This is a genomic window from Actinomadura violacea, from assembly GCF_017573465.1.
In the GTDB taxonomy this organism is placed as follows: Bacteria; Actinomycetota; Actinomycetes; order Streptosporangiales; family Streptosporangiaceae; genus Spirillospora; species Spirillospora violacea.
Genome location: NZ_JAGEPF010000031.1, coordinates 93,775 through 106,012, shown reverse-complemented (window position 1 = coordinate 106,012; position 12,238 = coordinate 93,775). Strand labels below are relative to the sequence as shown.

The following is a 12,238-nucleotide window of genomic DNA, read 5'->3' as shown; positions in this document are numbered from 1 at the left end:
GGACGGACCGTCCCCGCCGCGCCCCGCGACGTGCACACTTGGGGGCATGCGAGGACCCGAGAACGACCTCATCGACGGCGGCTGGGCGGGCGCGACGCCGTCCATGGCGAGGAGCCCGCGCAGCGCCGACGCCGGCGATCCCGGGACGGGCCGCCCCAAGATGCTCATCATGGACGTCTGCGGCGCGTACATGCGTCCGCTCGGCGGATGGTTCGCCATCGCGAAGATCGTCCAGTTGATGAACGAGCTGGGGGTGGACGAGACGGCGACCCGGTCGGCGCTGCTGCGGATGCGCCGCAAGGGCCTGCTCGAGGCGGAGAACCGGCCGGGCGCGCGCGGGCTCCGGCTGACCGAGCAGGCGCTCGCCGCGCTGGAGGAGACCGACCAGCGGATCTTCGCACCCCGCCACCCCGCCTACCTCGGCGACGGCTGGGTGCTGGTCTCCCTGTCGGTCCCCGAGGACGAGCGCTCCAAGCGGCACGTCCTGCGCTCCCAGCTGTCCTGGCTCGGGTTCGGCAACCTCGGCAACGGCCTCTGGATGGCGCCGCGCCGGATGCGGGGCGAACTGGAGAAGACCGTCGAGCGCCTCGGGTTCGAGCGCTTCGTGCTGATGTTCGACGCGCAGTACGCCGGGTTCGCCGAACTGTCGTCGCTGGTCGGCAAGGCCTGGGACCTGGCCGAGCTGACCGGGCTGTACGCCGAGTTCGTCGACTGGTGCGGGCCCGTCACGCGGCGCTGGCAGGACGTCCGGCATCCGTCCGGGGCGCAGGCGTTCAACGACTACACCCTGGTCCTGTACCACTGGCGCAAGTTCCCCTACCTCGACCCAGGACTCCCCAGGGACCTGCTCCCCGCCGACTGGGCCGGGCACCGTGCCGCCGAACTGTTCACCGACCTGCGCGACCGGCTCGAGCCGGGGGCGGTCGAGTACGTCCGCAAGGTCTGCGCGGGCGGCTGAGTCCGTCCAGCGGACCGTGCGGCTGCCGGCCCGCGCGCCCGCCGACCTACGGTGCCTGCGTGATCAAGGGATTCAAGGGCCGGCTCATCGCCCCCGGTGACGCGGACTACGCCGGCCACCGACGCATCTGGAACGAGGCCGTCCGGGCCCGTCCCGCCCTGCTCGCCCGCTGCGCCGACGCCGACGATGTCGCGCTCGCCATCGGCCACGCCCACGGCCGCGGGCTTCCCCTGACCGTCCGCGCGGGCGGCCACAACTTCGCGGGCCGCTCACTGGCCGACGGCGGTGTCGTCATCGATGTCCGCGACCTGAACGGCATCGCGGTCGACCCGGAGCGTCGCATCGCCCGGCTGGGGGCCGGGCTCCGCTGGGGCCGGGTCGACCCCGCCCTGCAGAAGCACGGTCTGGCCACCACGGGCGGATCGGTGTCGAAGGTCGGCGTCGCCGGCTTCACCCTCGGCACCGGCCTCGGCTGGCTCGGCCGCCTCCACGGACTCGCCGGCGACAACCTCACCGGCGCCACCGTCGTCACCGCCGACGGCGCCGTCCGCGACGTCGGTCCGCACGCCGACCCCGATCTCTACTGGGCGCTCCGCGGCGCCGGAACCGGCCTCGGCGTCGTCACCGAGTTCCGGATGCGGCTGTTCCCCCTCGTCCGCCCGGCCACCGGCATGCTCGTCCACCGCCTGGAGGACGCCCACGAGGTCCTGTGGCGGGTCGTGGAGGCGACCGCGGAGGCTCCCGCGCACCTCAACTGGGCGGCCGTGCTCACCGGCGCGCCCCCCGTCCCGGCGCTCCCCGACGACGTGCAAGGCCGTCCCGTCTTCCTCGTCCCCGTCTTCTCCACCGGCCCCGACGGCGTCGACGACCCCTACGTGCGGGCCTTGCGCCGCATCGGCCGTCCCCTCCTGGACACCATCGCCCCCACCGACTTCTGCGCCTTCCAGACCTCCACCGACGACGCCGCCCCGGACGGAACGCACTGGGACGTCCGCTCCGAATGGCTCACCCGCCTGGACGGCCCCGCCATCGACCACGCCGCCGCGATGATCGAGGAGGCGTCCTCACCGCTCAGCGAGTTCCTCTTCCGCCCCCTCGGCGGCGCCATCGCCGCCCCGGACGCCCCCGACACCCCCTTCTCCTACCGCCACGCAGCCTTCATGACCGAGGTCATCGCCAACTGGACCACCGGCGACGGCGCGGCGGAGCGGGCCTGGACCGACAAGGGCCTCTCCGGGCTGATGCACCTGTCCGCGGGCGGCCCCGACGTCAACCACCTCGGCCTCGACGAAGAAGCCTCCCGCGCACAGGCCGCCTACTCCCCCGCGACCCGCGCCCGACTGGCCCGGATCAAAAGCAGCTACGACCCCGCTGGCACGTTTACGTCGCCCCCCTGGTTCGCCTGTTAGGTCCGACTCAACCGAACGCCTAAGCGCGCCCCCATCGATCGCATTGGCCTTCTCCATCAGAGAAGGCGGGATGAGATCCCAGCCTCACCTGACCGCCGGGCCCGCTTCGGAACGCGACTCTCGGGTCGGCGTCCGCGAAGGACGACGGTCGAGTGTGGGGTTGCGCAGGAGAAGGTCGATGGCGAGCCGGGACAGTTCCTCGGTGGCGGGCGAGAGCTGGGTATGGCGGCGGCGGACGAGGGCGAAGGTGTTGTACAGGGGCGGATCGAAGGTCGTGGTGTGGATCGGCAGGTTCTCTGCGCGGGAGACGCGGTCGGCCACGGCCCGGGAGATGAAGGTGTCACCGACGCCGCGAGCGACAAGGTGCAGGGCCGCCTGGGCCTGTTCGACCTCGATGAACGGCTCCAGGCGCACCCCGGCGAGCTGGGCCCGCTCGGACAGCTGGAGCCGGTCGGGGTCCGCCCAGCCGACGTGCGCGTCGTAGAAAACCAGCCGCCGCTCCGCCATGGTGCCGATGTCGACCGGGCGGGCGACCCGCTCGGGCTCGGCTGAGGCGTAAAGGACCTCGTCACGCGCCAGCGGAGTGATCTCCAGTCCGTCCGCGGTCACCGGCAGGACCACGATCCCGGCTTCGAGATCGCCGGCCGCGACCGCCTCGGCGACCAGCGAGGCATTGAGCCCCACCAGGCGGATCCGCACGTCCGGGTGGGCGGCGGTGAACCGCGCGCCGAGTTCGGCGAGCAGGTAGAAGTCGGCGTTGCGGAACAACCCGAACGAGGCCACACCGCCGGTCAGGCCGCGGACGGACGTGACCGTGTCCTCGGCGGCGCGGGCGGCCGTCACGGTCTGCTGCGCGTGCGGCAGCAGTTGCGCACCCGCGGCGGTGAGGGTGAGGCGCCGTCCGCCGCGGTGGAACAACTGCAGGCCGCACTCCTCTTCGAGACGGCGCACCAGTTCGGACATCGCCGCCTGGCTGTATCCGAGCGCGCGGCCCGCGGCCGTGAACGATCCGAGCTCAGCGGTCGCGACCAGTGCCCTCAGTTGCGTCAGCGTCACAAGGAAACCCTATAGGTCACCTAAGGAAAGACAAGGTGGTCTGGCAGCAGGGGCGTTGTTACGTTCCAAGCCATGTACTTCAGCCAAGCCATCCAACGTCGTTTCGCCGGCCGGTTCACCGCGATCAAGCAGCCCGCGGCCAGCGGCGCTCCGGCGCAGCGCGACCCGGCGGTCATCGAGACGGTGACGGGCATGCTCCAGCGGATCCGGGCCGAAGGGCTCACCGCGGTGACCAGGTACGCCGCCGAGCTCGACGGCTACGACGGCCGCCCCCTGGAGATCTCCCGCGAGGAGATGCGGGACAGCGGAGCGGCGCTGTCGCCGGAGCTGCGTTCGGCGATCGAACTCGGCGCCGCCCGTACCGCCGCGTTCGCCGAGGAGTCCTGCAAGTCGCTCAAGGATCTCGAGGTCGAGCTCGAGCCCGGGCTCGTCGCCGGCTACCGGTACGTCCCGGTCCAGCGGGTCGGCGCGTACCTGCCCGCGGGGCGCTTCCCGCTGACCGCGGGCGCCTTCATGACGGTCAACGTCGCGAAGGCCGCCGGGGTGCCGACCGTTGTGGCGTGCACGCCGCCCCAGCCGGACGGCGGCCCCAACCCCGCCGTCCTGTACGCGGCCCATGTCTCCGGTGTCGACCGGGTCTTCCTGCTCGGCGGGGTGCAGGCGCTGGCCGCGATGGCCTACGGCCTGATCGCCGAGACCCCGGTCGACATGCTCGTGGGGGCCGGCAACGCGTTCGTGGCCGAGGCCAAGCGGCAGTTGTTCGGCGGCGTGGCCATCGACCTGCTCGCCGGGCCGTCGGAGGTCGCGGTGATCGCCGACGGGTCGGCCGACCCGGAGATCGTCGCGGCGGACCTGCTCGGGCAGGCCGAGCACGGGCCGGACTCGCCGGCGGCGCTGATCACCACCGACGCCGATCTCGCCGCCCGTGTGGGCGCCGAGGTCGACCGGCAGCTGGCGACGCTGGCCACCGCGCACATCGCCGGTCCGGCATGGTGCGACCACGGCTCGATCACCGTGGCGGCCGACCGGGAGACCGCGGCCGCGCTGATGGACGATCTCGCGCCCGAGCACCTGGAGGTCCAGACCACCGACGACGACTGGTACCACTCCCGGCTCACCGCCTACGGATCTCTCTTCCTCGGCCCTTGGAGCACCGTCGCATACTCTGACAAGGGCATGGCCGGGACCAACCACGTCCTGCCGACCGCGGGCGGTGCCCGCCACGGCGCCGGACTCTCGGTCTCACGGTTCCTCCGGCCGCTGACCTATCAGCGGATCAGCCGTGCCGCCACGCCTCTGCTCGCCGACGCCGTCGAGGTCATCTCGTCCTCCGAGGGCATGGCGGCGCACCGCGCCACCGCTGTCCTGCGCACCCGGCGGCTGGCGGAGGGCGTGGGCGAACCCTCGTCCGGTGGTCCGGTGGCCCGTGCGTAGCGGCAGTACCCCGACGGCGCCGAAGGCGCCCCGATCCTGGAGGAGGCCGGCCCGGTGACGAGCACACTGAGTCCCGACGCGTCCGCCTCCGGGCTGAAGCGGGAACTGCGGGTCATGGACGCCGCGGCCTTCTCCATCGGCCTGATCGGGCCCGTCGGCGCCATGGCGGTCAACGGAGTGGGAGCCGCGGGCATCCTCGGCAGCGGAGCCGCGTGGGCGTTCATCTTCGCCCTGCTCGGGGTCGCACTGGTGGCCTACGGGTTCATCCACCTGTCCAGGCACATCGCCCACGGCGGCTCCGTCTACGGACTCGTCGGGGTGACGATCGGCCCGCGGACCGGCTTCGTCGCAGGGGGCGCCCTGGCCTTCGCCTATCTGACCATCGGCGCCGGTTCGACGATCGCCATCGGCATGTACCTCGGCCAGGCCCTCCGGGAGATGGGCCTAGGGGAACCCGACTGGCTGCTCGTCGGGCTCGTCTCGGTCGCGATCGTGGGAGCGCTCAGCTTCACCGAGATGCGCGTCGTCACCAAGGCGCTCCTGGTCGTCGAGTTCCTCGGCGCGGCCTTGGTCATCATCCTGGCCCTGGTCATCTTCGTCCGCCTGGGCACCGGCGGAGGTCCGCAGGGACAGCACTTCACCTGGGACGTCCTCAAGCTCCCGGCCGGCGTTGACACCAGCGCCATCGGCGCCGCCGCGGTGTTCGGCTTCCTCGCCTTCGCAGGATTCGAGGGAGCGGCCAGCCTCGGCGAGGAGACCATCAATCCCAAGCGCGAGGTGCCCCGCGCCATCATCATCGCCGTGGCTGTCGTGGCCGCCTTCTACCTGCTGACCGTGATCGCCCAGACGCCGAGACGAATCGGCGCCAGGGTTCTGCGAACTGACCCCGGCGTCCGCGGGCATCATCGCGGACCCAATGGTGGCCGCCGTCGGTCCTGTGGAGCCACAGGACCGGCGGCGGCCATCGCTTCAGTGCGGTGCCGGCGTGTTCGGCTATTCGAGTGAGCAGGTCAGGCGGGGAGTTCGTACTTGGACACGATGGCCTCGTCCAGGTCGATGCCGAGGCCGGGACGGCCGGGAAGGTGGACCTGGCCGTCCGCGTACTCCAGACGCGTCTCCGGGGTGACCAGCAACTCGAAGTTGTAGAGGCCTTTCTCCAAGGCGAAGTACTCCACGACCAGGGTGTTCGCGACCGAGGCGGTGAGATGGACGTGCAGATTGTGATGCCAGTGCGGAGCCATCTGCAGGCCGAAGGAATCGGCCGTGTGGGCGATGCGCATCCATTCCGTGACGCCGCCCGCGACGCCCGCGTCGGTCTGCAGGATGGACGCGGCGCCGGCCTGGATGAGGGAGCGGAACTCCCAGCGCGTCTGGTGGATCTCTCCGGTCGCGATGGGGGTGGTGGTCCGGCGGGCCAGTTCGGCGTGGCCGTCGATGGCCTCGGGCGACAGAGGCTCCTCGAACCACCACAGGGGCGTGTCGCCGGCGGCGCGCTCGAACGCCTCGATGGCGGCGCGGGCCTGGTGCACCGAGGGGTAGGCGTTGTTGGCGTCCAGCGCGAGCCGTCCCCGGCCGCCGATCGCCTCGACGGCGGCGGCGACGCGGCGGGCGTCCTCGGCGACGCTGAGACCGCCGACCTTGATCTTGTGGTCGGCGAAGCCCTGCGCCTGGTTGAAGGCGATCTCGGCGGCGACCGCGTCGGTCCACTCCCCTTCGCCGGGCCGGTAGTAGCCACCGGAGGCGTAGGCGGGCTGCGGGGCGGTCGACCCGCCGAGCAGGACGCCGAGAGGCTGGCCGGCCCGTTTCGCCTTCAGGTCCCAGAGGGCGATGTCGATCGCCGACAGGGCGCGGATCACCGCGCCGCGGCGTCCGGCGAGCAGGACCTCCTGGTAGGCGCGGCTCCACAGGGCGGTCACGTCGTCGGCATCGGCGCCGAGATAGACGGGGGCGAGCAGGTCGTCGACGGCGGCCTTGGTCAGCGGGCCGCCGGCGGTGCCCGCGTAGGTGTAGCCGAGGCCGGTGCGCCCGTGGTCGTCGGTGACCTCGACGAGCACGTAGTGCCGGTCGGCCAGGACCCGGTTGGACATGCGGGTCGGCCGGTCGACCGGGATCGCCACGGCGCGGCTCCGGATATGGCTGATCGTCATGGACGCTCCTTCATGAGCAGGGGGAAGTCGGAGTGGGAACGGCCGGGCCGGACGTGCCCGGCACGTCGTCATGGGGTGATGCGGACCGACCGGAGATTGGCCAGTTCGAGTGCGCCGTGGTCGCCGAGTTCGCGGCCGTGGCCGCTGCCCTTGACGCCGCCGACGGGCAGCCGCGGATCGGATTCGGAGATGCGGTTGATGAACGCCGAACCGGTCTCGATGCGGTCGGCGACGGCCTGTGCCCGCTCGGCGTCGGCGCTCCAGACCGAGCAGCTCAACCCGTAGCGCGAGGCGTTCGCGACCTCGACCGCGGCGTCCGCCGACTCGACGGTGCACAGCGCGCCCAGCGGACCGAAGGTCTCCTGCTGGAACGCGGTCGCGGCGGGGTCGTCCACCTCCACCAGGGCGGGCGGGAACCACGCGCCCGGCCGCTCGTCGCGGGCACCGCCGGCCAGCAGCCGTCCGCCCTCCCCGAGCGTCGCCTCCAACTGGCGGCGCAGCTCGTCGCGCAGGTCGTGGCGGGCCATGGGGCCGATGTCGGTGCCCGGGACGGCCGGGTCCCCGACGGTCAGGGCGTCCATCTCGGTGGTGAAGACGTCGACGAACTCGTCGCGGACGGAGCGTTCGACGATGAGGCGCTTGGCCGCGATGCAGCTCTGGCCGTTGTTGAGGAACCGCGACCGGACCGCGGCGCGCGCCGCGGCGGCGACGTCGGCGTCCGCCAGCACGACGAACGGGTCGGAACCGCCGAGTTCCAGCAGGGTCTTCTTCACCGCGGCACCGGCACGCGCGGCGACGATGGCGCCGACCCGGTTGCTGCCGGTGAAGGCGACGGCCGCGATGCGCGGATCGTCGATGAGCGGCCCGATCCGTCCGGGCGGCAGCACCACCGCCGACAGCACGCCGGGCCCGAGGAGCTCGTCGAACAGCGGCTGGATCGCCAGGGCGCTCGCGGTGACATTGTCCGCGTGCTTGAGCACCACGGTGTTCCCGATCGCGATGGCGGGCACCATCGAGCGGAACACCTGCCAGAACGGGTAGTTCCACGGCATGACGGCCAGGACCGTTCCCAGCGGGACGGCCCGCACGTGGCCGCCGTCCCCGCCCAGCGCCACCGGACGCGGCGCCAGCAGGTCCGGCAGCCGGCCCGCGTAGTGGTCGCACGCGGTGGCGCACTTGAGGATCTCAGCCCGCGCCTGGTCGATCGGCTTGCCCATCTCCGCGGTGATCAATGCGGCGTGGACGTCGGCGTCGCGGCGCAGACGGGTCGCGATCGCATGCAGCCCATCGGCCCGGTCGCCGGCGCTCTCCGCACGCATCCGGCGTCCGGCGGCGACGGCACCGGCCAGCACGGCTTCGAGCCGGTCCGGCGTGGTGTGGGGGTGGTGGGCGAGCGGTTCGCCGCTGGTGGGGTCGATGGTGGTGACGCCCGTGGTGGTCTGCGTCATGGCGCGGTCACCGCCGCCTCCTCCGTCCGGTCGTGCAGCCAGTCCTGGAAACGGCGGGCGATGACGACCGGGTCCTCCAGCAGCTTGGGGACGTCCGGCGCGTTTCCCGGCTCGATCCGCACGTGCAGGAAGACGGGCCCGGTCAGCGTCAGCGCTCGTCCGAACGACTCGCGCAGTTCCTCGGGTCCGGTGGCGCGGAGCACGCTCCAGCCCGACGCCTCCGCCAGCCTTCCCAGGTCGATGCGCGTGGCGTAGGTGGGGATCCCGGCCGTCGAGCCGTACACCTGGTTGTCCAGCAGCACCATCAGCAGATTCCCGGGCGTCAGGAACCCGCCGGTCGGCAGCACGTTCGGGTTCATCAGCAGCGACCCGTCGCCCTCGATCGCCACCACCTTGCCCACAGGGCCGTTCCCGGCGCCGGGGCGCTCCAGCCCGAGCGCGATGCCGGTGGCCACCGAGCCCGCGAGGCCCATGGCGTCCAGCAGGTACAAGTGGTTGGGCCGGTCGGCCACGGCGGCGAGTTCGCGGCTGGTGGCCGCGCACGTCACCACCACGGGCAGGTCGGCGGTGGCGGCGGCGAGGATCTGCAGTGCCTGGATGCGCTTCACGGCTAGGCGCCCTTTCCGTCGGTGGACCAGAAGTGGGTCAGGACGACGACCGGGCGGAACGTCATGCGGGCGTGCGCGCCGGCCTCGGCGATCACGTCGCGCCAGTCGCCTGGACCGCTGCGCCGGTCCAGCTCGAACACCCGGATTCCGAGCCGGTCGAGCAGCCCGGGGACGTGCTGGCACAGCGTGTGGATCATGGAGTTGTACTCGCCGAGCCCGCCGCGCGTGTTCGCCACCACCAGCAGCGGCAGGTGGTAGGCGGCGTTGAACGTGGTCAGCGCCGTCAGCGCGTTGCCGAACCCGTTGTCCTGCATCACCACCGCGCCGAACCGGCCGGCCAGCGGCAGCGCGCCGAGGACGCCCATGGCCTCCTCCTCGCGGGACAGCGGGAACACCCGCTCCGACGAGCCGCCGGTGCCGCCGTCGGCGGCGACCAGCGCGGTGATGACCGGGGCGACGCTCGCCGACGGCACGTACCCGATCAGGTCGGCGCCCGAGTCCCGCAGGCCGGCGGCGACGGCCGCCGCGTACGGCGGCGGCCCGGTCCGTCCGGCGGACGGGGCGGTGGACGCGGTGGCGGTCCCGGCAGCGCCGGGCCGGGGAGGGACGGGAGGGGAGGTCAAAGGGGACTCCTTCGCTCGCTGTCGCGGTCGCCTCGGGGAACCATCGAGGGATGCTTAACATACAAACAGCCTTGAGTAGCATGCAACTCTATCCAAGCATGGAGAGCGTGTCACATGTCGTCCCATCAGGCCGAGCAGCGCAGAACCGCTCGCCGGGTCTTGCCAGTCGACGGAACATGTTGCATGCTACTCGGCACCAATCAACACCTCACTGACGATGAGTGGCTCATCAGTCGTGAGTCGTGACGGATCCGCATACCCTCACCGGGAGGACGCGATGGCCGGGAAACAACGAGGCGGCCCTGGAGACGAACCCGTGAGCCGGACGCTCGAGGCCCGGACGATGCGGAAGGTGACCCTCAGGATCCTTCCGCTGCTGATGATCGGCTACGTCGTCAGCTACATCGACCGCATCAACATCGGCTTCGCCAAGCTCGGGATGGAGCACTCCTTCGGCATGAGCGGCGCCGCCTACGGGTTCGCCGCCGGCATCTTCTTCCTCGGCTACGTGCTCGCCGAGGTGCCCAGCAACATCGCCATGGCGCGCTTCGGCGCCCGGCTCTGGCTCACCCGGATCATGGTGACCTGGGGCGTCATCGCCGGCTCGCTGGCCTTCGCCGGCAGCGTCGAGGTCGTCTACGGCCTGCGGTTCCTGCTCGGCATCGCCGAGGCCGGCTTCTTCCCCGGCATCCTGCTGTACCTGACCCGGTGGTATCCCAACGCGCACCGCCCGAAGGCCGTCGCCACCGTGATGGTCGCGATCCCGCTGGCCTCCGTCGTCGGCGGCCCGCTGAACGGGTGGATCCTGTCCACCTTCGACGGCGCCCTCGGCCTGGACGGCTGGCGGTGGATCTTCCTGCTGGGCGGCGTCCCCGCCGTGCTGGTCGGCATCGTGTTCTTCGTGGCCGTGGCCAACCGGCCCGCCGACGCGCGCTGGCTGACCCCCGAGCAGCGCGAATGGCTGACCCGGACGCTGGAGGCCGAGGAGCGCGACCGGGCCGCGGCGGCGACGCCCGCCAGTTACCGGGCGGTGTTCCGCGACCGCAAGGTGATGGGGCTGTGCGCCGCCTACTTCCTGCTGCTGGGCGGCGCCTACCCGCTCGCCTACTGGATGCCGTCGGTGATCAAGGACGTCGGCAAGGGCCTCAGCAGCGTGCAGATCGGCTGGCTGTCGGCGCTGCCGTTCCTGCTCGCCGCGATCTGCATGTACGTCACCGGCCGCCTGGTGCGCAACGAACGCTCCTCGGCACCGGTCCAGATCGCCCTCGGCGTCTCCGTCGTCGCCTTCACCGTCACCGCGGTGAGCCTGGGCACGCCGCTGCTGGCGCTCGCCGCGATCTGCGTCGCGACCATGGCCGCCCAGACGGCGAAACCGCTGTTCTGGTCCCTGCCGACGGCGTTCCTCGCCGGCGCCGGGGCCACCGGCGGCCTGGCGCTGATCAACTCGCTCGGCAACCTCGCCGGCTTCGTCAGCCCCTTCGCGGTCGGCTGGATCCAGGACGCCTCAGGGGGCGACGACGGCCTGTCGATGGCGGTGATGATCACGGCGAACGTGCTGGCCATGGTCGTGATCGCCGGCCTGCGGGCCGGCGCCCGACGGCACCGGCCGCGTCCCGAGCCCGAACCCGGTGTACCCGGCACCGCCCATCCCTGATCTCCCAATCGGCCGGAGTGGCATCCCACAGCTATGCTGATGCCGTCAACGGGGCCGCCCGGACTCCTCCCGGCGGCCCCCGCCCGGTCCCCAAGGAGCTCCTTGTCCCCGCCAGCCGAATCCACCAGCAGGTCCGAGCAGATCGCGGCCGACATCCGCGACGCCATCCGGGACGGGCACCTCCAGCGCGGCGTGCTGTACTCCTCCCGCGAACTCGGCGAGCGGTTCGGGGCGTCCCGCACGCCCGTCCGCGAGGCGCTGCTGAAGCTCGCCGACCTCGGCCTCGTCAAGATCGAGCGAAACCGCGGCGCCCGCATCCTCGGGCAGGACGGCCGCGGCATCGTCGAACTGTGCAGCCTGCGCGTCCTGCTGGAGCCCCCGGCCGCGCGCAGCGCCGCCGCCGTGATGACCGCCCGCGACGACGCCGCGCTGGCCACCGAGTTCGAGACGATGAAGGAACTGGCGGACGGAAGCCCGGAGTACTTCGCCGCCGACGAGCGCGTCCACGAACTGATCATGCAGGCCAGCGGCAACCTGCGCCTCGTCAAGATCGTCTCCGAGCTCCGCGAGACGCTCTCCCTGGACGGCCGCTACAGCGTCCCCGAGCACCAGCCCGTCGACGTCGCCCTGCAGGACCACCTGGACATCATCGAGGCCCTGCGCCGCCGCGACGGCGCCGCGGCCGAGCGGGCCATGCGCAAGCACATCGTCCGCTCGGGCGACCTGCTCGTCGCCCATTCCAGCCAGGACAATCGCAGTCTGCTCGCCGAATGGCGGCGCTGGGTCGAAATCGCCGTCCCGCCCGGAGAGCACATCCACTTCTAGTGTCTTTAGAGCTCGTAACAGTAGCGGCTGCGGAGATCACCGTCAGGATTGGGCGCGATCGCGGTCGGCGGCTGAT

General features: G+C 72.0%; 11 protein-coding genes. 6 read left to right on the top strand and 5 right to left on the bottom strand.

The features are described from left to right. Nucleotides 1-46 precede the first annotated feature (46 nt). Complete coding sequence (locus J4709_RS40985; RefSeq protein WP_208250067.1) at nt 47-958, top strand: PaaX family transcriptional regulator; 912 nt, start codon at nt 47-49, stop codon at nt 956-958. A 59-nt stretch (nt 959-1,017) separates the two neighbouring features. Continuing rightward, a complete protein-coding gene (locus tag J4709_RS40980; protein ID WP_208250065.1) occupies nt 1,018-2,367 on the top strand; it encodes an FAD-binding oxidoreductase in 1,350 nt (449 codons plus the stop codon). Between the two features lie 84 nt (nt 2,368-2,451). On the opposite strand, the gene J4709_RS40975 is transcribed toward J4709_RS40980, so the two are convergent. After that, entirely contained in the window at nt 2,452-3,423 is a 972-nt protein-coding gene (locus J4709_RS40975; protein ID WP_208250063.1) for a LysR family transcriptional regulator, read from the bottom strand. A 72-nt stretch (nt 3,424-3,495) separates the two neighbouring features. Here J4709_RS40975 and hisD point away from each other — a divergent pair, with 72 nt between their 5' ends. After that, the gene (gene hisD, locus J4709_RS40970; RefSeq protein ID WP_208250060.1) at nt 3,496-4,857 is read left to right on the top strand and encodes a histidinol dehydrogenase; all 1,362 of its coding nucleotides are present in this window, start codon (nt 3,496-3,498) and stop codon (nt 4,855-4,857) included. A 114-nt stretch (nt 4,858-4,971) separates the two neighbouring features. Beyond that, complete coding sequence (locus tag J4709_RS40965; RefSeq protein ID WP_208250058.1) at nt 4,972-5,862, top strand: APC family permease; 891 nt, start codon at nt 4,972-4,974, stop codon at nt 5,860-5,862. 5 nt (nt 5,863-5,867) lie between these two features. Here the strand turns inward: J4709_RS40965 and J4709_RS40960 are convergent, their stop codons facing one another. The 4 genes from J4709_RS40960 to J4709_RS40945 form a co-directional block, all read right to left on the bottom strand. Continuing rightward, entirely contained in the window at nt 5,868-7,004 is a 1,137-nt protein-coding gene (locus tag J4709_RS40960; RefSeq protein WP_208250056.1) for a mandelate racemase/muconate lactonizing enzyme family protein, read from the bottom strand. Nucleotides 7,005-7,072: 68 nt separating this feature from the next. Beyond that, a complete protein-coding gene (locus J4709_RS40955) occupies nt 7,073-8,452 on the bottom strand; it encodes an aldehyde dehydrogenase family protein (RefSeq protein ID WP_208250053.1) in 1,380 nt (459 codons plus the stop codon). Next, nucleotides 8,449-9,060 carry a thiamine pyrophosphate-dependent enzyme gene (locus J4709_RS40950; protein ID WP_208250051.1) on the bottom strand — a complete coding sequence of 204 codons (612 nt, stop codon included), beginning with the start codon at nt 9,058-9,060 and terminating at the stop codon, nt 8,449-8,451. The genes J4709_RS40955 and J4709_RS40950 overlap by 4 nt, the downstream gene beginning before the upstream one ends. Nucleotides 9,061-9,062: 2 nt before the next feature. Beyond that, entirely contained in the window at nt 9,063-9,683 is a 621-nt protein-coding gene (locus tag J4709_RS40945; protein WP_208250049.1) for a hypothetical protein, read from the bottom strand. A 352-nt stretch (nt 9,684-10,035) separates the two neighbouring features. On the opposite strand from J4709_RS40945, the gene J4709_RS40940 reads away from it, so the two are divergent. Both J4709_RS40940 and J4709_RS40935 read left to right on the top strand, forming a co-directional pair. After that, nucleotides 10,036-11,337, top strand: a complete 1,302-nt coding sequence (locus tag J4709_RS40940; protein WP_208250048.1) for an MFS transporter — start codon at nt 10,036-10,038, stop codon at nt 11,335-11,337. 102 nt (nt 11,338-11,439) lie between these two features. Next, entirely contained in the window at nt 11,440-12,162 is a 723-nt protein-coding gene (locus J4709_RS40935) for a GntR family transcriptional regulator (RefSeq protein WP_208250046.1), read from the top strand. Nucleotides 12,163-12,238 lie beyond the last annotated feature (76 nt).